The organism is Saccharopolyspora gloriosae, from assembly GCF_022828475.1.
Taxonomy (GTDB): domain Bacteria; phylum Actinomycetota; class Actinomycetes; order Mycobacteriales; family Pseudonocardiaceae; genus Saccharopolyspora_C; species Saccharopolyspora_C gloriosae_A.
Genome location: NZ_CP059557.1, coordinates 1,086,292 through 1,108,789 on the forward strand (window position 1 = coordinate 1,086,292; position 22,498 = coordinate 1,108,789).

The following is a 22,498-nucleotide window of genomic DNA, read 5'->3' on the forward strand; positions in this document are numbered from 1 at the left end:
CCAACCCGGACCTGCTGTCGCTGATGCGCGACACGCCGGTCACCAGGGTCAGCACCCCGTTGCCGGATCACCATCCGGGATTCTGGGCGAAACTCGAATGCCTCGGGGCCGGTGGTATGAAGGCGCGCGCTGCGATCTCGATGCTGCGCGGCGCCCGTTCCCGCGGCGAACTCCGTCCCGGAGCGCCCGTGGTGGAGTCCACCAGCGGCACCCTCGGGGTCGGACTCGCCTTCGCCGGCCAAGCACTGGGGCATCCCGTTGTTCTCGTCGTCGACCGGGAACTGGAGCGCAGCATGCGGTCGCTGCTGCGTGCGCACGGTGCCCGGACCGAGGTCGTCGACCGGCCGCACCCCGTGGGCGGCTGGCAACAAGCCAGGCTGGACCGGGTGCACCAGCTGTGCGCGGAACTGCCCGACGCCTATTGGCCCGATCAGTACAACAACCCGGACAACCCGGCGGGATACGAGCGACTGGCGGAGGAACTCGTCGCCCAGCTCGGTTCGGCCGACACCCTGGTCTGCAGCGTCGGATCGGGCGGGCACAGCGCGGGCATCATCCGCACGTTGCGGCGGCATTGGCCACGGCTGCGCCTGATCGGCGTCGACACCGTGGGCTCGACGATCTTCGGGCAGCCCGCGCGCCGCCGCATCATGCGCGGACTCGGCAGCAGCATCTTCCCGCGCAACGTCGCTTACGCCGAGTTCGACGAAGTGCACTGGGTGGGGCCGGCCGAAGCCGTCGACGCCTGCCGCAGGCTCGCCGCGCACTCCTTCGTCAGCGGCGGATGGAGCACCGGCGCGGTCGCCTTGGTGGCGGGCTGGGCGGCTCGGCGCGAGTCCGGTTCCCGAGTCGTCACCGTGTTCCCGGATGGCCCGCACCGATACCTCGACTCGATCTTCGACGACGAGTTCTGCCACGAACACGGCCTGCTCGGGGGCCGCCCGGCCACCCGGCCCGTGGAGATCGCCGACGCCGCGGCGATCGAAGTGCACGGCTGGGCGCGGTGCGGCTCCGTTCACGATCCGGCGAGGTCCGCGGAGGTGCCCGCATGAAGCTCACTTGGTGCACGGGCAGGCTGCAATTACGGGAGCCGTTCCGCATTTCCCGCTCCGTCATGCACGAACGGGACGCGGTATGGATCGACGTGTCGCACGAGGAGCACATCGGCCACGGCGAAGCCGTCACCAGCGTCTACTACGACCTTGATCTGTCGCGGATCGTCACGCAGCTCGAAGCGCTGCGGCCGGTCATCGAGGAGAGCGAAGACCCCGACGAGCTCCTCGCTGATGCGCAGCGATGGGTGACTCTCGACCCGGGACTGCGGTGTGCGGTGGACGCGGCGCTGCACGACCTGGCGGCGAAATGCCGCGGCACCATCGTGCGCGACCTGATCGGGGCACCGTCCTTCGAGACCGCGCGGACCGCCTGCACGATCGGCATCGTTGATACCGCTCAAGCAGTGCGCACCGCCACCGAACTGACCGGCAGGGGATTCGGCGTCCTCAAAGTCAAACTCGGCGACGGCACCGAGGACGCGACCAGAGTGGCAGCGATCCGCGCGGCCGCACCCGACGCGCGGCTGCTGCTCGACCCCAACGGCGCTTGGGAGCCTGATCAGGCGCTTCGCATCCTCGAAGCCCTGGAACCGCACGGCATTTCCGCCGTCGAACAGCCCATCCGGCCCGGCTCCCCCGCGGATCTCGGCTGGGTCGCCCAACGCAGCCCCATCCCCGTGATCGCCGACGAGGACGCGCAGACCGTTGACGACGTGCGTGAACTCGGGTCTTCAGTGCACGGGGTGAACGTGAAACTGGCCAAATGCGGCGGTATCCGGGCTGCCGTCGAGATCATCGAAACCGCCCGTTCCGCTGGTACCGAGGTGATGCTGGGCTGCCTGGTCGCCAGCTCACTGGGCATCGCCCCCGCCGTGCACCTGGCCGGGCACGCCAGCTGGATCGACCTCGACGGGCACCTGCTGCTCGCGCACGATCCCTGGGACGGCATCGGAGGAATCGACGGAACGCTGCGGCTCAGCGGCCGTCCAGGGCTGGGCGTGCTCCCGAGGTCCTCGCCATGACGACCTGGCGGCTCATCCGAAGCTACCCGCTCGCGGTGCAGGTGCTGCTGGTCAACCAGCTCGGCGTCAACATCGGCTTCTACCTGCTCATCCCGTACCTCGCCGGTTATCTGGGGCACGACCTGGGCATGTCCGCTGCCTTGGTCGGCGTGGTGCTCGGAGTGCGCAACCTGAGCCAGCAAGGCCTGTTCCTCATCGGCGGCACCGCATCCGACCGGCTCGGTGCCCGCGGGGTCATCATCGCGGGATGTGCGCTGCGCACCGTCGGATTCGGCCTGTTCGCGCTCGGCACCTCCCTGCCGATCCTGTTGCTCGCTTCGGGACTCAGCGGGCTGGCGGGGGCGCTGTTCAACCCCGCGGTGCGTGCCTACCTCGCGCAGGAGGCAGGGGAGCGGCGAGCCGAGGCGTTCGCGTTGTTCAACGTGTTCGCGAACACCGGGGCGCTGGTCGGGCCACTGCTCGGAAGTGCGCTCGTCGTCATCGGTTTCGCCACTTCCGCGCTCGTCGCCGCACTGATCTTCGCGTTGCTCACCATCGCGCAGATCGTCGTATTGCCGCCCAGAGCGGTGGCACCTGCGCGCAACACCGTTCTGGGTGATTGGGGTGGGGTGCTCGGCAACAAGCGGTTCCTCGGGTTCACCCTTGCGCTGACCGGGATGTTCGCTTTGCAGAACCAGCTGTACCTGGTTCTGCCGATGGAAGCGGCCAGGCTCACCGGATCCAGCGGCTCCGTCGCCGCGGTATTCATCGTGTCCACAGTGGCCGGACTTCTGCTGCAGGTGCGCATCACCAGACGCTCCCAACGGCGGTGTTCCCAGGGCGGTGCCATCGCGGCGGGCATGGTCCTGATGGGGCTCGCGTTCCTCGCCACCGTGATCGCCGGAATCGCCGTTCCCAGCGCGTCGGCTCCGCTCGAACCGCCCGATGCACTGCTCAGGCTCAGTCCGGTGCTGGTGGCGACGCTCGTGCTCACCATCGGGCTGATGCTGGCGCAGCCGTTCGTCAACGACCTCATTCCCGCATTCGGGTCGAGTTCGCTGTCCGGCACCTACTTCGGGGTCTTCTACCTCGCCTCCGGGATCACCGCGGCAGCGGGCAATGCCGTGATCGGCCGGGTGAGCGATATCGCCGGACACCGAATGCCGTGGGCACCGTCGGCACTGTGCCTCGGCCTCGGGCTCGTCTCCGCCGCCGCCGTGATCGTCCTGCACCGCAACGGACTCATAGGTCCGAAATCGACTTCGCAACCGGGAGCCTCCGCGTGCACAACGACGCCAACTTCCTGACCGACAACCCCGAGCTTTACGAACAGCAATTCCCCGACCCGGAGCACCTCGCCGCACGATTCGTCCTCGACCTGCTCGGTCGGCACGGCGCGGGGAACAAGCTGCTCGACGTGGGGTGCGGCAGCGGACGCGATGCCGGGTTCTGGTCGCGGAACGGGTATCGCGTGACCGGGATCGATACCTCGCCGCGGATGATCGAGTACGCCCGGGCGCAATGCCCCGACGGCACCTTTCTCGTCGACGACATGCGCGAATTCCGGCTGGACGATGTTTTTGACGCCATCACCTGCCTCGACAGCGCCTTCTTGTACTGCCACACGAATTCCGAGCTCGACGGTTTCCTCGAGCGTTGTCGCGCTCAGGTGCGGCCAGGTGGGCTGCTCATCGCCGAAATGCGCAACGGGGCCTTCTTCCTCGGCAGCCGCGAACTGCTCGACGGTGTTCGTGAACGGTCCGTGAGCTGGAATGGGGTGGACTACCGGTCCCGGACCCGGCTGTGGATCGACCACGCTGAGCAATTGCTGCGCCGGGAACGTATTTGGGACTGGCCCGGCTGCGGCGACGAACTCACCCAGCGATCCGCCTGGCGTCTGCTGTTCCCGCAAGAACTTCACCGAATCCTGCGCCAGGCCGGCTTCGAAGTGCTCGCCATGTTCGACCACCCCGGTCCGCGAACCGACCCCGCTTGGCACCCCGGCTCGCCCCTCAACACATCTCTCACCGGCGACCGCCTCCACCTCATCGCCCGGCGCCCCACCTGAACTCGTGATGCGAGGAAGGGAACCTTCCTGCCACCGGTGACAGGAAGGTTCCCTTCCTCGCGGTGTTCGTGACGTGAGGCAGATCCCCTTTCGGGGCTTGTTGAAAAGTATTATCGTTTTCTTTTGCTGGTCGGGTGACCGGTTGAAGGCAGGGACCGGAATGGAGGGTGTGCGTGGAGTCCGAAAGGTCGGCCGTGTACTCATCTGATCGAAGCCCGGTGACGAGGCGGGGCTTCCTGGGGCTGACGGCGGCGGCCGCCGTCGCGGGTGTGTCCGGATGCGCCGCGGGGAGTTCCAGCTCGGGTGCGGGCTCGCCGCGGCCGGGAGGCCGGCTGCGGGCGGTGTTTCCAGGGGGAGGGGCCGAGGAGGTACTGGATCCGCACACCACGGATCTGTACGCCGAGGTCGCCCGGGCGAAAGCGCTTTTCGACAAGCTCGCGGACTACGGATCCGACATGTCCCCGCAGCCGCGGCTGGCCGAGCGGTGGGAGTCGAGCGCGGACCTGCTCACTTGGCGAGTCCCGTTACGGGACGCGACGTTCCACGATGGAAAGCCGGTGCGTGCCGACGACGTGTTATCGAGTTACGCGCGCATTCTGCGCCCCGATAGCACTCGCAGGGCCAAGGCCAGCCTGTCGGTCATCGACCTCGCCAACAGTCGTGCCATCGACGACCGCACCGTCGAGTTCCGGTTGACGCGCCCGTATGCGGAGTTCCCCAACGCGCTCGCCACGTTAGGCGCATACATCGTCCCGGAAGGCGCGCAGGACTTCGACCACCCCGTCGGGTCGGGGCCGTTCCGGTTCGCCTCGTTCGAACCGGGACGCAGCTTCCTCGGCAAGCGGAACCCCGACTACTGGGAAGGGGCCGCGTATCTCGACGAGCTGGAGATCCTGGTCAGCAACGACGAATCCGCCAGAGTGAACGCACTGCTCGGGGACCAGGCGGACTACGCGCACGACCTGACCGCCACCACCGCGCGCAGCCATGAGGACGCCGGGCAGGTCCAGATCCACCGACTGCCGCTGAGCAACTTTCACGCATTGGCGATGAAGGTCGACCGCCCGCCGTTCGATCGACGTGAGGTTCGGCAAGCGTTCTTCCACTTGATCGACCGCGAGGAACTGGTCCGTGCGGTGTTGCAGGGGTCCGGGGACGTCGCCAACGACCTTTTCGGGAAGAACTACCAGTACTACAACAGCGCGTTGCCGCAGCGGCGTCGAGATCTGCACAAGGCCAAGGCGTTGTTGCGCGAGGCGGGTGCGGAGAACCTGACGGTCGAACTGCTCACCTCCGAAGCGTCACCTGGTCTGCGTGAGGCCGCGTTGGCGTTCGCCGACCAGGCGAAGGAGGCGGGAGTGACGGTTAAGGTGACCTTGGGGAACAAGGACACCTACTGGTCGGACATCGCTGAGCAAGGGTCCGTGGTCAGCTACCGCTCCGGTGCGATGCCGATCGAGTCGCACATTTCGCAACGGTTGCTGTCGGGTTCGACGACCAACAACACCAAGTGGCGTCGTCGCGACTTCGACGAGCTGTACCAACAAGCTCAGGCCACAGCGGACGAACACAGGAGAGCCGAGCTCTACATGCAGATGCAGCGCGAGCTGTTCGAAGAGGGCGGATTCCTGTGGTGGGGCGTGTCGGATTGGATCGTGGCGTCGGCGAACCGGGTCGGCGGGATCGATGACCGCGCTCCGGCGAACACCCTGGACTGGGCACGGTTCGACAAGGTGTGGCTGGGGTGAGCATTCCCAGCTACGTCGTCCGACGAGTACTTCTGGGCGTCGTTCAAGTTTTCCTCGCCATGGTGCTCGTGTTCTTCCTGACCGAGGCGCTGCCGGGTGATGCGGCGGTCACCATCGCCGGTGACAACCCGGATCCGGCGATCATCGAGCTGTTGCGCGAACAACTCGGGCTGAACGCGCCGTGGTGGCAGCGTCTCGGCCAGTGGATGTTCGGCGCTGTCCAAGGTGATTTCGGCCGGTCGTTGGTGGGTCCCCGTTCCGTAGTGGACATCATCGGTTCCTCCATCGGCCCCACCTTGTTACTGGCGTTGCTGACGTTGGCGCTGGTCATCCCGGTGTCGCTGGGACTCGGTGTCTTGGCCGCGAATCGGGAAGGCCGCGTCGCCGATCGCGTCATCTCCGCAACCACGCTCGGCCTCTACTCGGTGCCCGAGTTCGCCATGGGAATTCTGCTGGTCACGGTTTTCGCCGTTCAGCTCGGCTGGTTACCGCCGACGGCGGTCGGCGGTAGCGGACTGATGAGCCGTCCGGCTGTGCTGGTGCTGCCGGTCTTGGTGCTGCTGCTTCGCCCGATCTGCTCGCTGAGCAGGCTCATCCGAGCGGGAATGATCGACGCATTGCATTCGAGCTTCGTTCAGCAGGCACGTCGCTCCGGGATTTCGCCAGTGCGTGTGCAGGTGGCGCACGCCCTGCCCAACGCCGTCGTTCCCGCCGTGCAGCAACTCGCGCGGACGGCCGACTGGCTCATCGGCGGCGTCATCGTAGTGGAGGCGATCTTTGTGATCCCAGGGCTGGGCACGACGCTGATCGAGTCCGTCTCGGCGCGGGATCTTCCGGTGATCCAAGGATTGTCCGTTGTGTTGGCGAGCGTGACGGTCCTGGTGAACCTTGCCGCCGACATCGTTGCTCGCATCCTCGCGCCGGCAGCGGAGGCATACGGATGAGGCGTTTTTTGATCCCAGGGCTGCTGATCGCTATCCCGGTGGTGCTGGCGGTGTTCGGCCCGATGTTCGCGACCGCTGAGGTAGACAAGGACGTCGCGTTCAGTAGTGGCGCCGGGCATCTGTTCGGTACCGACTTCGTCGGCAGAGACGTGTGGAACGAGGTTCTGCTGGGCGGTCGCTCAGTCGTGCTGGTCGCCGTGGCGGCCACCCTGTGCACATACCTGATAGCGGTCCCGATCGGAGTCGCGGTCGGGATGAGCCGGGCCAGGTTCGTCGGTGAGGCGGTGATGCGACCGCTGGACGTCTTCCTAGCGGTGCCGTCGATGCTCTTGCTGCTGTTGCTGGCTTCCACGGCGCCGAACGTCCTTTGGGCGTTGGTCGTGATCGTCACAGTGATCAACCTTCCGGATGTCATCAGAATGTCGCGTGCTTCGGCGCTCGCGATCGCGGCGAGACCGGCCGTGGAGGCGATGCGCCTCCAAGGAGAGAATCGGGCACGCATCGGGTTCGGCTATGTCGTGCGGGCGATGGTGCGGACCTTGGCCGCGGATTTGGGGACGAGGTTCACCGGTGCCATCTACCTCGTTGCGTCGGCGAGTTTCCTCGGCGTCGGTGTGTCCCCGCAGACCAGCGACTGGGCGGCGATGGTGGACCGCAACCGCACCGGTCTGTTCCTGCAGCCTTGGGCGGTTGTGTTGCCCGCATTGCTGATCGTGGCATTGTCGGTGGGAGTCAATCTGGCGTTCGACCAGCTGTTGCGCAGGAAGCGGCGAGAGGTGCGCACGTGAACGTCGTCGATGTCGGCGAACTGAAGGTCTCGCTGGATGCTCGGCCCGTGGTGGAGGGAGTGTCGTTCGCCTTGGCTGGCGGCCAGGTGACCGCGTTGGTGGGCGAATCCGGTAGTGGCAAGACCACCACCGGACTGGCTCTGCTCGGTGAATATCCGTCCGGGGCGGACGTCGCCGGCGAGGTAGTGGTGGCCGGTCACCGAGTGGGCGCCGGAAATCCACCCGCGCCCGGCAGGGTCGGGTACATCCCGCAACACCCGTCGGCGGCGCTCAATCCGGTGCGCCGTGTCGGCGCGGTGCTGCGGGAGATCGCACGCAGGCACATCGGTGACGTTCCACGCGCCGAACGCAAGGAATTCGTCCGCGCCAAGGTCGAGACCGCGTTGCGCCGAGCACAGCTCCCCGACGGCGACGCCCTGTTGAACCGCTATCCGCACCAGCTCTCCGGCGGGCAACAGCAGCGCATTCTGCTGGCCCAAGCGTTGGTGTGCGACCCGGCGGTGGTGATCGCGGACGAGCCGACCACCGGTCAGGACGCGCTCACCCGCATGCAGATCGTGGCGGAGCTGCGGAACCTGGCCGAAATGGGCATCGCGGTGCTGCTGCTCACCCATGACCTCGACGTGGTGCGGCAGCTGGCGCATAACGTGCTGGTCATGCGTGCCGGGGCGGTCGTCGAATCCGGATCTGCGGCCGAGGTTCTGAGCTCGCCGGAACATCCCTACACGAGACTCTTGGTCGAATCGCAGCCCGACAGCCGGGTACCACTCGGTACCGGCGGCGAGGCTCCGCCCGCAGTGGTGTCCGCGCGTGAGTTGGTAGCCGGGCACCGAGAACGGGGACGGTACGTCGAGACGCTGCACACGATGTCGCTCGACATCGGGCTTGGGGAGCGCATCGCCATCGTGGGCCGTTCCGGCAGTGGCAAGACGACGCTGGCCAGGTGTCTCGCCGGTCTGCACCCACCTCGAAGCGGGTCTGTGCTGCTCGACGGAACGCCGCTCGCAGCTCGATTGCATGGGCGAACCCGCGAACAGCTGGCGGACATCCAGTACGTCTTCCAAGACGCCCGAGCATCGTTTAACGAGTTCGCACCCGTTATCGACCAGGTGGCCAGAACGGCGGAACGACTTCGAGATGCCGGTCGTCAGCAGGCTCGCCGCCAGGCGAACGGTTGGTTCGAACGGGTGGGACTCGGTTCGGAGATCACCGCTCGCCATCCTGAATCGCTGTCCGGCGGCGAGTTGCAACGCGCTGCGCTCGTCCGGGCGCTGCTCGCCGAACCACGAGTCCTGATCTGCGATGAGATCACGTCCGGACTGGACACGGTGACGCAAGCGGAGCTGCTCGGCGCGCTGAAGGAACTCCAGGGCGCGGCCCACTGCGCCTTGGTGGTGATCACACATGACCTGGGGGTGGTGGCCGATCTTGCCGACCGGGTGGTGATCGTCGAAGAAGGACAGATCGTCGAGCAGGGGCCTGCCTCGGAAGTGCTGCGTTCTCCACAACATTCGATGACGTGCGCGCTGGTCGAGGCCGCGACGAGCCGAATCGCCCGGGCGTAGGCCCGCCAGGGCGATTCGGGGACGACTCGGCATGGGCGTGCGGTAAGCGGAGGGGAACATGCCTCCATGCTTCATCGTCGAACGACTGTTCGTCATCGCTGAAGCGGGTAAGGATCGTGTCGCCCGATCTTGCGCGTTCGATCACCCGGCGTAGTCGATGTCGGAAAGCTCGAATCCGGCCGACTTCGGGTGAGTTGTTCCCGTCTTGCCCGCGAGTGCAATCTCGAAATGGACGCTGGGGCTGTACCGGGAGTCCTGGCGGGCGTCGTAGATCTCCGTCGCCGCGCTCTGCCAGAACGGCGCGGCGCCCTCGATCGCGGGATTCGTGTGCAGGTAAATCGTCGAGTACTCCGGCGTGCTCGACACGAAATCGCAGGCCATCGAGACCAATGCGGTCGCCAAGCCGTGGCGTCGATGCTCCCGGTCCACGTAGACGCGGAACAACTGGGCCGTCCGGCCGTCGCTGTACCGGGCGGCGAGCCACTCCGGGTGCGGTGGGCACCGCGGGCCGCCCGAACGGATCGCCGTCGTCGCCGCGACCTGCCCGTCCCGAACCGCTACGAACAGCGCGTGGCGCGGGTTGTTCAGGTAGGCGCCTTCGATGTCCACGACATCCGAGTGCCAGCGCGCGTGGTAGCCGTGCCCGAACTCCTTGTAGAAGGTGTCGAGCATGACCCTCCGGGCGCCCTCGACGTCTTCGATGCGGGCGCGGCGCGCGACGTACTCGCCGATTCGGTGCTCTTCCTGGTGATCCATATGTTCTCCATCGGGTTCTCGCGCCTGGGTCGCCGAGCAACGCGACTACCGGTGCGCCGAAGCCACAATACAATGACTCTCGTTTTCAATAAGGCCAGGGTTCCAGCGGAAGAAGATCGAGAAGAGGTGCTGAGGTACCGCGAGGAAGGGAACCTTCCTGTCACCGGCGACAGAGAGGTTCCCTTCCTCGCGGCTGGGCTGCGCGGATGTGGGGACGAGCGCAGGCTGCGGGGATGGTGTGTCTGGTTACCGGGGCGAGCGGTTACGTCGGTGGGCGGTTGGTGCCCCAGCTGCTGGAGGACGGGTGGCGGGTCCGATGCCTGGTGCGAAATCCGGAGAAGCTGCGCGACGTGCCTTGGCGGAATCGCGTGGAAGTGGTTCGCGGGGACCTGCTGCAGGAACAAGATGTGGCTGCGGCATGCGACGGAGTTGAGGTCGTTTACTACCTGGTCCATTCGATGGCGGAGTCCGGTTTCGCCGTTCGGGACCGGAGGGCGGCGATGATCGTGGGGCAGGCGGCCAGGGAGGCGTCGGTTCAGCGCATCGTGTACCTCGGCGGGGTGCATCCGGCGGGGGAGGACCTGTCGGAGCACATGGGTTCGCGAGCGGAAGTCGGCGAGATCCTGTTGCGCAGCGGGGTTCCGACGGTAGTGCTGCAGGCTGCCGTGATCATCGGTTCCGGCTCGGCGAGTTTCGAGATGTTGCGGCACTTGACCGAACGGTTGCCCGTGATGGTGACCCCGCGCTGGGTGCACAATCGGGTGCAGCCGATCGCGGTGCGTGACGTGGTGCATTATCTGGCCTCGGTGTCGCGCCTGCCGAGATCGATCAACCGCACCTTCGACGTGGGCGGCCCGGACATCCTGACTTACGGCGAGATGATGCGCCGCTACGCGGTCGTGGCCGGCCTGCCGCCGAGGCGGATGTTGCCCGTCGGTGTGCTCACGCCCTGGCTGAGTGCCCAGTGGATCAACGTGGTCACTCCGGTGCCGAAGAAGGTGGGAAAACCGCTGATCGAGTCCCTCATCCACGAGGCGGTCTGCGCCGAGAACGAGATCGACGATGTGGTGCCCCCGCCCGCGGCGGGTTTGACCGGATACGACAGGTCCGTCGAACTGGCCTTGCGCAAGATCCGGAACGCGGAGACGGAAACCCGCTGGTCGGATGCGGCCCCTGCGGACGCTCCCTCCGAACCGCTGCCGTCGGACCCGGCCTGGTCTGGTGGCACCGTCTACACGGACGTGCGTGAGAAGTGGAGCCCGGTCGCCCCGGAGCGTCTGTGGCGCGTCATCGAGGGCGTCGGTGGTGAGCACGGCTGGTATTCGCCGCGGCTGCTGTGGGTGGTGCGGGGAGTTCTCGACAAGGTGTCCGGTGGCGTGGGACTGCGGCGGGGGCGTCGCCATGCGCAGCGGCTGCGAGTCGGGGAGGCGCTCGATTGGTGGCGAGTGGAGGAACTTGCGGAGGGGCGGCTTCTTCGGCTGCGAGCAGAAATGCGACTGCCGGGGCGGGCGTGGCTGGAGTTCGTCATCGCACCGGACGAGGCGGGCGGATCGCACTACCGCCAGCGCGCGGTATTCGTTCCGCGCGGATTGGCCGGACACGTTTACTGGTGGCTGGTCGCTCCGTTTCACGGAGCGGTCTTCGGCGGAATGGCACGAAATGTTCTCCGTGCCGCTTCGGCAGGTGAGTGAAGCCGCGGAGCGCTGATGCGCAGGGTGGCCGGCTGCCGACGGGTGACGCCTCGCACGTGCGCATCACCACGTCCGTGGCAGGAAGACGAGAGCGCGCTGCCTGCATTGAAAGGCAGCTTCGTCCTTCTCGGCTCGCAACCCTCAGGTGAAAACGAATCGGCGAGCCCATAAAAACAAAAAGGACAAGAACGCTGGTCAGCGCCTTGTCCATGCTGGCTATTCGAGTGCCCTCGGCAGGACTCGAACCTGCGACACCTGCCTCCGGAGGGCAGTGCTCTATCCGCTGAGCTACGAGGGCTTGCTGTTGTTGACGTAGGTCAGCCTAGCGCACCGGTCGGTGTGTGCTGGAAGGGGGTAACGGTTCCGGTGGCTTGTGTGCCGTCCAACGAGTGGACACTTGTTTGCATTCATGCGTATCTCGCTATATATCATGGTGTCGTGTGGATGGGAGGTTCGTGATGGGCCATGGCCACGGCCACGGGTCGGCAGCAGCGCCGGCCAGCGCCTCAGGGCGGTACTCGCGGCGTCTGGCGACCGCCTTCGGCGTGTTGCTGGCGTTCTTCGTCCTGGAAGCGACTGTCGGGTACCTCACCTCATCCCTGGCGTTGCTGTCGGACGCGGGGCACATGTTGACCGACGTCCTGGGCGTCGGCATGGCGCTCGCCGCGATCACCGCGGCACGCCGTCCCGCATCCGACAAACGGACGTTCGGCTGGTACCGGATCGAAGTGCTGGCTGCGCTCGCCAATGCCGTGCTGCTGTTCGCCGTCGCCGGTTACATCCTCGTTGAGGCGGTCGGCCGCTTCCAGCAGCCGCCCGAAGTGGCCGGGTTGCCGATGATGCTCACCGCCGCGGCCGGCCTCGCGGCGAATGTGGTGGCATTCCTGCTGCTGCGGGAGGGCGCTTCGGAAAGCCTCAACCTGCGCGGCGCGTATCTGGAGGTCCTGGCCGACACCATCGGATCGGTCGGCGTGCTGATCGGGGGTGCGCTGGCCTGGGCTTTCGGGTGGTACCTGGTCGACCCGATCGTTGCCGTCGCCGTGGGACTGTTCGTGCTGCCCCGCACTTGGAAGCTGGCCCGGCAGGCACTGCGGATCTTGGTGCAGCAGGCGCCGGAAGGCGTTGATGTGCCTGCGATGCGCGATGACCTCGCCGCGCTGCCCGCGGTGAACGAAGTGCACGACTTGCACGTGTGGACGCTGACCTCCGGCATGGAAGTCGCTTCGGCGCACCTTGCCACTTCGGCTGAGGCCGACCACGGGGACGTGCTCGTGTCCGCTCAGCGGCTGCTGGCCGAGCGCTACCGCATCGAGCACGCCACCTTGCAGGTCGAGCCCGCCGAGTGCGCCAGTCGCTGCCAGGCGCTGACCTGGTGACAGGAAGGTTCCCTTGCTCGCGCTGCCGCGCGAAAAAGCCGGCCCGCGCCCCTTGTGGGGTGCGGGCCGGCTTGGGCGGTGGGGGCGACGGTCAGTCGTCGTCCTTGCCGCCGGGGGTGTTCTTGGCGACCTGCATCAGGAACTCGATGTTGGTGCGCGACTTGCGCAACCGGTCCTGCAGGAGTTCCAGCGACTGCTGGGCATCGAGCGCGGAGAGCACTCGGCGCAGCTTGTGGGTCACGGCGAGCTCGTCGGGCGAGAGCAGGATCTCGTCCTTGCGGGTGCTGGAGGCGTCCACGTCGACGGCGGGGAACAACCGCTTGTCGGCGAGTTTGCGGTCCAGCTTGATCTCGGCGTTGCCGGTGCCCTTGAACTCCTCGAAGATCACCGTGTCCATTGTGGACCCGGTTTCCACCAGCGCCGTGGCGAAGATGGTCAGCGAGCCGCCGTTCTCGATGTTGCGGGCCGCGCCGAGGAAGCGCTTCGGCGGGTACAGCGCCGTCGAGTCGACACCGCCGGAGAGGATCCGGCCGGAAGCCGGGGCCGCCAAGTTGTAGGCACGGCCGAGGCGGGTGATCGAGTCGAGCAGCACGACCACGTCGTGTCCCATCTCGACGAGGCGCTTCGCTCGCTCGATGGACAGCTCGGCCACCGTGGTGTGGTCCGACGGCGGGCGGTCGAAGGTGGAGGCGATGACCTCGCCCTTGACCGAGCGCTGCATGTCGGTGACCTCTTCGGGGCGCTCGTCGGCGAGCACCACCATGAGGTGGCATTCCGGGTTGTTCGTGGTGATCGCGTTGGAGATCGCCTGCAGCACCATCGTCTTACCGGCCTTCGGCGGCGAGACGATCAGCGCGCGCTGACCCTTGCCGACGGGCATGACGAGGTCGATGATCCGCCCGGTGAGGTTCTGCGGTTCGGTCTCCAGCCGCAGTCGCTCGTTGGGGTACAGCGGAGTCATCTTGTGGAATTCCGACCGCCCCTTCGCGGCGTCCGGCTCGAGGCCGTTGATGGCGTCGACGCGGACCAGCGGGTTGAACTTCTGCCGCTGCTGCTCGTTGTCGCGGGGCTGGCGGATGACGCCCTTGATCGCGTCGCCGCGGCGCAGGCCGTACTTGCGGACCAGCGACAGCGACACGTACACGTCGTTCGGCCCCGCGAGGTAGCCGGACGTGCGGACGAACGCGTAGTTCTCCAGCACGTCGAGGATGCCCGCGACGGGAAGCAGGACGTCGTCGTCGCGGACTTCCGGCTCGTTGCCGCCGCCTTCGGGGCGGCCACGGTTGCGCCGGCGATCCCGGAACCGGCGTCCGCGCCTGCGGCCACCGTCCTCATCGGAGTCGTCCTGCGGCCGGTTGTCCTGCTTGTCCTGCTGCTGCCGGGAATTCTGCCGGTCGTTGCGGTCTTGGCCGCCCCGGTTGTCCTGGCGATCCCGGTTGTCCTGACCGCCGCGGTTATCCGAGCGGTCCCCCCGGTTGTCCTGCCGGTCGTTGCGGTCCTGGCGGTCGCCGCGGTTGTCCTGCCGGTCGTTGCGGTCCTGGCGGTCGCCCCGGTTGTCCTGGCGGTCGCCCCGGTCCTGACCGCGCTCGTCGGACTGGTCCTGGTTGCCGGAACGGTTGTTGGAGCGACGGCGCCGGTTGTTGCCGCGGCGTCCTTCGTCCTCGCCGCCCTGCTCGGCGCCTTGCTGCCGCCGGGAGCGCCCGCGGGTCGGCGCGGAGCCGTTGTTGCCGGAATCCGGGGTCGCGGCCGCCTCTTGCTGCTGGGGCGCGGAATCGGACTCGTCGAGCGAGGGCTGGTGAGCCTTGTCGCGGCTCGGCGCGCTTTCCTTGGCCGCACCGCCGTCTTCCTGCGCGGGCTGCTTGGCCTGGCGGGAACGGGCCGGCGCTGCGCCTTGCCGTTCCTTGATGGCCGCGATCAGGTCGCCTTTGCGCAGACCGCTGGTGTCGATCCCCAGTTCTCCCGCAAGTTGTCGCAGCTCGGCGAGAACCATGCCGGACAGTCCTCCGCGGCGACGCGGGGCGCCATTGGTCTCGGCGCCCGCGGCCGGCTGCTCAGACTCCTGCTGGCCAGCCTTGGAGACGCCGTTGGTCGTCTCGCTGCTCAACAGTTCGGTGTTGCTCACGAATGTCCTTCCTGACCGGACCGCGCCTCCTACGCGCCCCAGCGGATTGCCCGCCCGCTCTTGTCAACGGACGGCCTTTTTGTGCTACCAGCCTGATGCCGGTCGAGTTCAACTCGCACGCGCGGCTCGATCGACGTCGGCGACCAGGCGGAACCAGCAGCACCGGGCGGTGGGAGGTACCCGGGTCACGTGCTCGTCCGAATGTCGTTACGCGGTGCGGTTATCACGCTTTTGCGTGTCAGAACCACGGTGCACGTGCGACGCATCCACTCCGATCCACACTCGCCGATGCACGCCTTGCTGCCGCCTCACTCAGGTGTTGTCGTTCATGGGGAGCGCTGTGATTTCCGGTCCGGCCCGATGTACCGCAGTGCAGAATCGAGACGACAGGCACCGGGGTGCGCCGAACCGGCGTCGATCGCTTCAGGAACGTGACCGTCACGGTCAGGCCCCCACGCTGCGTCGGCCGGGACTCACAGGTCGGCAGCCCCGCGCGAACCCCATTGAGTTGACAACTCCTGCCTCTGTCACCGCGACCGGAAACCCGCCGATCCTGATCTTCACCCGCGTGGAGTGGAGCTCGATTCACTAGCGAGAGATGTGCCCCGGAGAACGAAGCCCCGGTTGCGGCACCGGCGCCCTGCGCGCGGTGACTGATTGACCTTGAGGGTAGACGCCCCGCCACCGAGGTGCAACAACCTCCAGAGGCGCGGCATGCTCTCATTTGATCACAGTGCCTGCGAAAACCGGCCGCGCCAAAGCACCCACCGATTCGAAACACCTGCCGAGCAGCCCTGACGTTCTGCCGACATGTCCTTTGTACCACCACGCCGACCGGAATGGTCGGGCCGGGCGGTCATTCCGGCGATGTCGGCTCGGATATCACCTGAACGCCATGCCCATCCACCGGAAGGCGCAGTGCGGTGAAGCCGGTGGTGTCCACGGTACTGGGGAGTTCGCCGCCGGAGGGCAGCGCCAGGACCGTCGGTCCGGCCCCGGAGACCGCGGCGGGCACGCCCGCAGTCCGCAATCCCCGCACCAGTTCGATCGTCCGCGGCCAGGCGGATTCCCGGTAGTCCTGGTGCAGCCGGTCCGCCGTGGCGGCCAGCAGCAGCGAAGGGTCGCTGGTCAAGGCATGCACGGCGAGTGCGGCGCGGCCCGCGGCGAACGCGGCGTCGGCGTGCGGAACCTGCTCGGGCAGCAGGCCGCGAGTGGTGTGCGTGGTGGACTCCGAGGCTGTCACGAGCGCGATCGGGTGCACTTCGGGGTGCGCGGGCAACGATGCGGCCCGGAATCGTTCGGTGTCGCGCCAGGCGATCACCACGCCCCCCAGCAGGCTCGCCGCGACGTTGTCCCCGTGGCCCTCGCAATCGGCGGCCGAGTGCAGGGCCTGTTCGAGGTTCTTGTTGTCCCGCAGCGGGAAGCCGGCGAGCTCGTAGGCCGCGGCGATGCCCGCGACGATGGCCGCCGCGGAGGAGCCCAGGCCGCGCGAATGCGGAATGGTGTTGTGACAGCGCAACCGGACGGCGGGGGCGGCGACGCCGAGTTCCGCCCACGTTCGGTGCAGGACGCGCACGATCAGGTGCTCGTGGTCGGTGGGCACGGAGCCCGCGCCCTCGCCTTCGGCGGTGACCTGCGCGCTTCCCGCCGGGCCGTCGGTCACCTCGACGCGCACCGTGTCGTACAGCGCGAGCGCCATGCCGAGCGCGTCGAAACCGGAACCGAGGTTGGCGGTGGAGGCGGGCACCGTGACCCGCACTCCACCGCCTGCCCGCAGGCTCACACCAGTTCCAGCGCGGTGGCCACGGCGCGCGGATCCACCGGCAGCGGCTCGACCTCGACCATGCCGGACAGGGCGGTGTCGGGGTCCTTGAGCCCGTGACCCGTCACCGTGCACACGACCTTGGAACCGCGCGGCAGCCGCCCGTCCTCGACGGTGGCCAGCAGACCGGCCACACTGGAGGCGGAAGCCGGTTCGACGAACACGCCTTCCCTGGACGACAGCAGCCGGTAGGCGTGCAGGATCTCCTCGTCGGTGACCGCCGAGAACAACCCGTCCGAGGCGCTCTTCGCGGCCTCGGCGTGCTGCCAGGAGGCGGGGCTGCCGACCCGGATCGCGGTGGCGATCGTCTCCGGGTTCGAGACGGGTGCGCCGTGCACGAGCGGCGCGGCACCGGCCGCCTGGAAGCCGAACATGCGCGGGGTGGCCGCGATGACGTCGTCCGCGGAGTACTCCGCGTAGCCCTTCCAGTAGGCGGTGATGTTGCCCGCGTTGCCCACCGGCAGGCAATGCACGTCCGGCGCGGAGCCGAGCACGTCGCAGATCTCGAACGCGGCGGTCTTCTGACCTTCCAGCCGCACCGGGTTCACCGAGTTGACCAAGGTCACCGGGTGTTCGGCGGAGGTCTTGCGGGCCAGCTCCAGGCAGTCGTCGAAGTTGCCCTGCACCTGCAGGATCTTCGCGCCGTGCGCCACGGCCTGCGCCAGCTTGCCCATCGCGATCTTGCCCTGCGGCACCAGTACCGCCGAGGTGAGCCCGGCGCGCGAGGCGTAGGCCGCCGCGGACGCGGAGGTGTTGCCGGTGGACGCGCAGATGACGGCCTTGCTGCCCGCGGCGAGCGCGTGGGTGATGGCGACCGTCATGCCGCGGTCCTTGAACGAGCCGGTCGGGTTCGCGCCCTCGACCTTCAGGTACACCTCGCACCCGGTGAGCTCGGACAGGTGGTGCGCGGCGACGAGCGGCGTGTTGCCCTCCTGCAAGGTCACCACGCGGGCATCCTCGGGGATCTCCACGCGGTCCCGGTACGCCTCGATGAGGCCGGGCCAGCCCGCCCTCGCCCCGGCGGGCGCGCTCTGGATGTTCGAAGTCACGACGATTCACCTTCCACGCGCATCACGCTGACGACCTCCCGCACCGACGCCAGCTGCGCGATCTTGTCCACGGTGGACTTGAGAGCGGCGTCGGTCGCGGTGTGGGTGACCACGACCAGGCTGGCCTCTTCGCCGCGGCCTGCCTGGCGCACCACCGAAATGCTCACATCGTTGTCGTTGAACGTGGCCGCCACTTGGGACAGCACGCCCGGTTTGTCGTCCACATCGAGGCTGATGTGGTAGCGGGTCGGGGTGGCGCCCATCGGCTGCACCGGCAGCTTCGCGTGCGCGGATTCGCGTGGCCCCTTGCCCGCCACGACCAGGTTCCGCGCCACCGCCACCAGGTCGCCCAGCACGGCGCTCGCGCTGGGCGCACCGCCCGCGCCCTGCCCGTAGAACATCAGGCTCCCGGCGGCCTCGGCCTCCACGAACACCGCGTTGAACGCGCCGCCGACACTGGCCAGCGGGTGGTCGCGGGGGATCATCGCCGGATGCACCCGAGCGGACACGGACTCGGTGCCGTCCTCGGCGACGACGCGCTCGCAGATCGCGAGCAGCTTCACCGTGCGATCCAGCGACTTCGCCGCGGCGATGTCTCCGGGACGCACCGCCGAAATGCCCTCGCGGTGCACGTCGGTGGCCGCGACCCGGGTGTGGAACGCGAGCGCGGCGAGGATGGTGGCCTTCGCGGCCGCATCGAATCCGTCCACGTCGGCGGTCGGATCCGCTTCCGCGTACCCGAGCCGCCCGGCCTCGTCGAGCGTCTCCGAATAGCCGGCGCCGGTCGAGTCCATCGCGGACAGGATGTAGTTCGTGGTGCCGTTGACGATGCCCATCACCCGGTTGATGCGGTCCCCGGCGAGGGACTCGCGCAGCGGGCGCAGCAGCGGAATGGCACCGGCGACGGCAGCCTCGAAGTAGATGTCCACCCCGGCCTCGTCGGCCGCCGAGTACAGCTCGGAGCCGTGCTCGGCCAGCAGCGCTTTGTTACCGGTCACCACGGACTTGCCGCCGCGCAGCGCGCGCAGCAGCAGCGACCGGGCGGGCTCGATGCCGCCGATGAGCTCCACGACCACGTCCACGTCGCCGTCGACCAGCGCGGCCGCGTCCGTGGTGAGCAGGTGCTCGGGAACGTTCGGATGCTTGTGGGGGCGCCGCACGGCGACCCCGGTGACCTGCACTGGAGCCCCGGTCCGCGCCGCGAACTCCTCGGGGCGGCCCTGTAGCAGGCGCAGTACCTCGGTGCCGACCGTGCCGCAGCCCAGCAGCGCGACCCGGATCGGCTCACGGTCCTCGATCACTCACACCTCCAGCCGGAGCAGGTCGTCCTCGGTCTCCCTGCGCAGCAGCAGTCGCGACTGCCCGTCCCGCACGGCGACGACCGGCGGTTTGGGCAGACGGTTGTAGTTGCTCGCCATGACATAGCAGTAGGCGCCGGTTGCGGCGACGGCCAGCAGGTCGCCCGGAGCAATGTCCTCCGGCAACCAGCAGTCTCGCACCACAACGTCACCGGACTCACAATGCTTGCCCACGATGCGGGACAGCACCGGGTCCGCTTCGGCCGATCGGGACACCAGCCTGCAGTCGTACACGGCGTCGTAGAGCGAGGTGCGGATGTTGTCGCTCATGCCGCCGTCGACGCTGACGTAGCGGCGCGACACCCCGCCGTCGAGCTCGACGTCCTTGATCGTGCCCACTTCGTAGACGGTCACCGTGCCCGGCCCGGCGATCGCGCGACCCGGCTCGACCGCGACCTTCGGCGGTTCGAAACCGGCGAGGTCGCATTCCTTGCGGACCACGTCGTGCAGCCGGGTGGCCAGTTCGTTGACCGGCAGCGGATCGTCGTCGGCGGTGTAGGCGATGCCGAGGCCGCCGCCGAGGTCGACCGTCGTCAGCTTCTCCAGCGCCTCCGCGCCGTGCTCGGCGCGCAGGTCGGCCAGCAACGCCACCACGCGGTGCGCGGACAGGCCGAAACCGTCGTCGTCGAAGATCTGCGAACCGATGTGGCTGTGCAGGCCCACCAGTTCGAGCGACTCCGCCTTGATCACGCGGCGGGCGGCTTCGGCGGCCTGCCCGGAGGCCAGCGAGAAGCCGAACTTCTGGTCCTCGTGCGCGGTCGCGATGAACTCGTGCGTGTGCGCCTCGACGCCGACCGTCACCCGGATCATCACCTGCTGCGTCACGCCGCGTTCGCGGGCGAGGTGGTCCAGGCGGGCGATCTCGTGGAACGAGTCCAGCACGACGGAACCGACGCCGGCGTCGACCGCCGTGGCCAGCTCGTCGACGGACTTGTTGTTGCCGTGGAACGTGATGCGTTCCGGCGGGAACTCGGCGCGCAACGCGACGCGCAGCTCACCACCGCTGCACACGTCCAGGCTCAGGCCCTCCTCGGCGACCCAGCGGGCCACCTCGGTGCACAGGAACGCCTTGGACGCGTAGTGCACCGAAGTCGGATCGCCGAACGCCGTTGCGTACTCGGCGCAGCGGGCGCGGAAATCGGCTTCATCCAGGATGAACAGCGGAGTGCCGTACTCGCGGGCGAGTTCCCGCACGTCGGACCCGGCGAAGGTGACGGAACCGTCGGCGCCGCGGTGTGCGCCACGTGGCCACACCGCCGCGTGCAACTCATCGAGCTCGGTCTCGTCTGCCGGGACCGGCCCGGCGGTGCTGCCCGGCAACAGGACCTCGGCATGCCGAGGTCCGGCGGGGTGGGCGCGCATGATCGCGGCTCCTCTGCGAAATCGTGCTGAACCAGGGGAGCCGTACCCGGCCCCCCGGTGCAGCCGCCCGAAGCCGGGCGGGGACGTTGTGGATCACATTTGGTCGGGCGCGGAGACCCCGAGCAGGCCCAGGCCGTTGGCCAGCACCTGGCGGGTCGCCTCGCACAACTGCAACCGCGCGACCGTCAGCGGATTCGCCTGGTCGTCGCCCGGCTGCAACACGCGGCACGCGTCGTAGAACTTGTGGTAGGCGCTGGCCACGTCCTCCAAGTACCGCGCGATGCGGTGCGGTTCCCGCAGTTCGGCGGCCGAGAGCACCACTCGCGGGTACTCGCCCAGCGTGCGGATCAGGTCGCCCTCGCGTTCGTGGGCGAGCAGCGACAGGTCCGCCTGTTCGACCGGACCCCGGTCGATGCCCAGGGACGCGGCGTTGCGCTGCAACGACGCCAGCCGCGCGTGCGCGTACTGCACGTAGTAGACCGGGTTCTCGTTGCTGCGCTTGCTGATCAGGTCCAGGTCGATGTCCACCGCGGAATCCACCGAGGACCGGGTCAGCGAGTAGCGCGCGGCGTCCACGCCGACGGCCTCGACAAGGTCCTCCAGCGTGACCACGGTGCCCGCGCGTTTGCTCATGCGCACCGGTTTGCCCTCGCGCATCAGGTTCACCATCTGCCCGATCAGCACCTCGACCGCGTCCGGGTCGTCGTCGAACGCGGCGGCGGCGGCTTTGAGCCTGCTCACGTAGCCGTGGTGATCGGCGCCCAGCATGTACAGGCACAAGTCGAATCCGCGGGCGCGCTTGTCCCGCAGGTAGGCGACGTCACCGGCGATGTAGGCCGTGGCGCCGTCGCTCTTGATCACGACGCGGTCCTTGTCGTCGCCGAACTCGGTGGACCGCAGCCACCACGCGCCGTCGGCGAAGTACAGGTGCCCGGACTTCTTGAGCTGCTCCACCGACTCGCTCACCGCACCGGAAGAATGCAGCGAGTCCTCGTGGAAGAACACGTCGAAGTCGGTGCCGAACTCGTGCAGGCTGCGCTTGATCTCGTCGAACATCAGGCCCACGCCGACCCGGCGGAACGTCTCGTGCCGCTCGTCGTCCGGCTGCTCCAGCGCACCCGGCGAAGCGTCCAGCACCTGCCGGGCGATGTCGGCGATGTAGGCGCCGCCGTAGCCGTCCTCCGGCGCGGGCTCGCCCTTCGCCGCGGCCAGCAGCGACAGCACGAAACGGTCGATCTGCGCACCCGCGTCGTTGAAGTAGTACTCGCGCACCACCTCGGCGCCCTGCGCGGACAGCGCGCGGCCCAGCGCGTCCCCGACCGCGGCCCAGCGGGTACCGCCCAGGTGGATCGGGCCGGTCGGGTTCGCCGACACGAACTCCAGGTTCACCCGCAGGCCCTGGTAGCGGTCGCCACGACCGAACTCGGCGCCCGCGGAGACGACGTCGCGCACGATGCCCGCCTGCGCGTCGGTGGCGAGCCGGAGGTTGAGGAAACCCGGACCGGCGACCGTGACCTCGGAAATGCCGTCCTGCCCGGTCAGCGACTCCGCCAGCCAAGTCGCCAGGTCGCGCGGCGGCACGCCCGCCTTCTTCGCGACCTGCATGGCGACGTTCGTCGCGTAGTCGCCGTGTTCCGGGTTGCGGGGGCGCTCGACCGTGACCGTCTCAGGCAGCACGGAAACATCCAGGTCGCGTGCGGACAGCACGTCGACGGCGGTGTTGCGGACGAGATCAGCGAGCGCGGCAGGAGTCACCCGACAAAGTCTAAGGATGTGTCGTCGCTGTTCAGCGA

The 22,498-nt window shown here is 68.1% G+C and carries 17 protein-coding genes and 1 tRNA gene; 10 read left to right on the forward strand and 8 right to left on the reverse strand.

Annotation, left to right across the window (positions count from 1 at the left end):
• Positions 1–23 precede the first annotated feature (23 nt).
• From H2Q94_RS04650 to H2Q94_RS04685, 8 genes are all read left to right on the forward strand, one after another.
• Positions 24–1,052 (forward strand): PLP-dependent cysteine synthase family protein, encoded by a 1,029-nt coding sequence (locus H2Q94_RS04650; protein WP_243795529.1) that lies wholly within the window; start codon positions 24–26, stop codon positions 1,050–1,052.
• On the forward strand, positions 1,049–2,077 hold the full coding sequence (locus H2Q94_RS04655) for a dipeptide epimerase (protein ID WP_243792378.1): 1,029 nt from the start codon (positions 1,049–1,051) through the stop codon (positions 2,075–2,077). The genes H2Q94_RS04650 and H2Q94_RS04655 overlap by 4 nt, the downstream gene beginning before the upstream one ends.
• Positions 2,074–3,363 carry an MFS transporter gene (locus tag H2Q94_RS04660; RefSeq protein ID WP_243792380.1) on the forward strand — a complete coding sequence of 430 codons (1,290 nt, stop codon included), beginning with the start codon at positions 2,074–2,076 and terminating at the stop codon, positions 3,361–3,363. The genes H2Q94_RS04655 and H2Q94_RS04660 overlap by 4 nt, the downstream gene beginning before the upstream one ends.
• Positions 3,339–4,124, forward strand: a complete 786-nt coding sequence (locus H2Q94_RS04665; protein WP_243792382.1) for a class I SAM-dependent methyltransferase — start codon at positions 3,339–3,341, stop codon at positions 4,122–4,124. The genes H2Q94_RS04660 and H2Q94_RS04665 overlap by 25 nt, the downstream gene beginning before the upstream one ends.
• A gap of 218 nt (positions 4,125–4,342) precedes the next feature.
• Positions 4,343–5,872 carry an ABC transporter substrate-binding protein gene (locus tag H2Q94_RS04670; RefSeq protein ID WP_243792384.1) on the forward strand — a complete coding sequence of 510 codons (1,530 nt, stop codon included), beginning with the start codon at positions 4,343–4,345 and terminating at the stop codon, positions 5,870–5,872.
• The gene (locus H2Q94_RS04675; RefSeq protein ID WP_243792386.1) at positions 5,869–6,816 is read left to right on the forward strand and encodes an ABC transporter permease; all 948 of its coding nucleotides are present in this window, start codon (positions 5,869–5,871) and stop codon (positions 6,814–6,816) included. Before H2Q94_RS04670 ends, H2Q94_RS04675 begins: the two co-directional genes overlap by 4 nt.
• On the forward strand, positions 6,813–7,604 hold the full coding sequence (locus H2Q94_RS04680) for an ABC transporter permease (RefSeq protein ID WP_243792388.1): 792 nt from the start codon (positions 6,813–6,815) through the stop codon (positions 7,602–7,604). The genes H2Q94_RS04675 and H2Q94_RS04680 overlap by 4 nt, the downstream gene beginning before the upstream one ends.
• Positions 7,601–9,169: an ABC transporter ATP-binding protein gene (locus H2Q94_RS04685; protein WP_243792390.1), complete on the forward strand. Its 1,569-nt coding sequence runs from the start codon at positions 7,601–7,603 to the stop codon at positions 9,167–9,169. The genes H2Q94_RS04680 and H2Q94_RS04685 overlap by 4 nt, the downstream gene beginning before the upstream one ends.
• 141 nt (positions 9,170–9,310) lie before the next feature.
• Here H2Q94_RS04685 and H2Q94_RS04690 read toward each other — a convergent pair whose 3' ends face one another.
• Entirely contained in the window at positions 9,311–9,925 is a 615-nt protein-coding gene (locus tag H2Q94_RS04690; RefSeq protein WP_243792393.1) for a GNAT family N-acetyltransferase, read from the reverse strand.
• 233 nt (positions 9,926–10,158) lie between these two features.
• On the opposite strand from H2Q94_RS04690, the gene H2Q94_RS04695 reads away from it, so the two are divergent.
• Positions 10,159–11,616, forward strand: coding sequence for an SDR family oxidoreductase (locus tag H2Q94_RS04695; protein ID WP_243792395.1), 1,458 nt, complete (start codon positions 10,159–10,161; stop codon positions 11,614–11,616).
• Between the two features lie 225 nt (positions 11,617–11,841).
• Here H2Q94_RS04695 and H2Q94_RS04700 read toward each other — a convergent pair.
• A tRNA-Arg gene (locus tag H2Q94_RS04700) sits at positions 11,842–11,914 on the reverse strand.
• 160 nt (positions 11,915–12,074) lie between these two features.
• Here H2Q94_RS04700 and H2Q94_RS04705 point away from each other — a divergent pair.
• Positions 12,075–12,992 carry a cation diffusion facilitator family transporter gene (locus H2Q94_RS04705; RefSeq protein ID WP_243795531.1) on the forward strand — a complete coding sequence of 306 codons (918 nt, stop codon included), beginning with the start codon at positions 12,075–12,077 and terminating at the stop codon, positions 12,990–12,992.
• Positions 12,993–13,083: 91 nt separating this feature from the next.
• Here H2Q94_RS04705 and rho read toward each other — a convergent pair whose 3' ends face one another.
• From rho to argS, 6 genes are all read right to left on the reverse strand, one after another.
• Positions 13,084–15,114, reverse strand: coding sequence for a transcription termination factor Rho (rho, locus tag H2Q94_RS04710; protein ID WP_243792397.1), 2,031 nt, complete (start codon positions 15,112–15,114; stop codon positions 13,084–13,086).
• Positions 15,115–15,970: 856 nt separating this feature from the next.
• Entirely contained in the window at positions 15,971–16,891 is a 921-nt protein-coding gene (gene thrB, locus H2Q94_RS04715) for a homoserine kinase (RefSeq protein ID WP_243795532.1), read from the reverse strand.
• A gap of 2 nt (positions 16,892–16,893) precedes the next feature.
• Positions 16,894–17,985: a threonine synthase gene (gene thrC, locus H2Q94_RS04720; protein WP_243792400.1), complete on the reverse strand. Its 1,092-nt coding sequence runs from the start codon at positions 17,983–17,985 to the stop codon at positions 16,894–16,896.
• On the reverse strand, positions 17,982–19,286 hold the full coding sequence (locus H2Q94_RS04725) for a homoserine dehydrogenase (RefSeq protein ID WP_243792402.1): 1,305 nt from the start codon (positions 19,284–19,286) through the stop codon (positions 17,982–17,984). Before H2Q94_RS04725 ends, thrC begins: the two co-directional genes overlap by 4 nt.
• Entirely contained in the window at positions 19,287–20,705 is a 1,419-nt protein-coding gene (gene lysA / locus H2Q94_RS04730; RefSeq protein WP_243792405.1) for a diaminopimelate decarboxylase, read from the reverse strand.
• Between the two features lie 93 nt (positions 20,706–20,798).
• Entirely contained in the window at positions 20,799–22,460 is a 1,662-nt protein-coding gene (argS, locus tag H2Q94_RS04735) for an arginine--tRNA ligase (RefSeq protein WP_243792407.1), read from the reverse strand.
• Positions 22,461–22,498 lie beyond the last annotated feature (38 nt).

Bases quoted from the DNA above. Each gene is read 5' to 3' on its own strand.
- H2Q94_RS04650 (WP_243795529.1), top strand. From the start codon at position 24: ATGCGCGACACGCCGGTCACCAGGGTCAGCACCCCGTTGCCGGATCAC.
- H2Q94_RS04655 (WP_243792378.1), top strand. From the start codon at position 1,049: ATGAAGCTCACTTGGTGCACGGGCAGGCTGCAATTACGGGAGCCGTTC.
- H2Q94_RS04660 (WP_243792380.1), top strand. From the start codon at position 2,074: ATGACGACCTGGCGGCTCATCCGAAGCTACCCGCTCGCGGTGCAGGTG.
- H2Q94_RS04680 (WP_243792388.1), top strand. From the start codon at position 6,813: ATGAGGCGTTTTTTGATCCCAGGGCTGCTGATCGCTATCCCGGTGGTG.
- H2Q94_RS04690 (WP_243792393.1), bottom strand. From the start codon at position 9,925: ATGGATCACCAGGAAGAGCACCGAATCGGCGAGTACGTCGCGCGCCGC.
- H2Q94_RS04695 (WP_243792395.1), top strand. From the start codon at position 10,159: ATGGTGTGTCTGGTTACCGGGGCGAGCGGTTACGTCGGTGGGCGGTTG.
- H2Q94_RS04705 (WP_243795531.1), top strand. From the start codon at position 12,075: ATGGGCCATGGCCACGGCCACGGGTCGGCAGCAGCGCCGGCCAGCGCC.
- lysA (WP_243792405.1), bottom strand. From the start codon at position 20,705: ATGCGCGCCCACCCCGCCGGACCTCGGCATGCCGAGGTCCTGTTGCCG.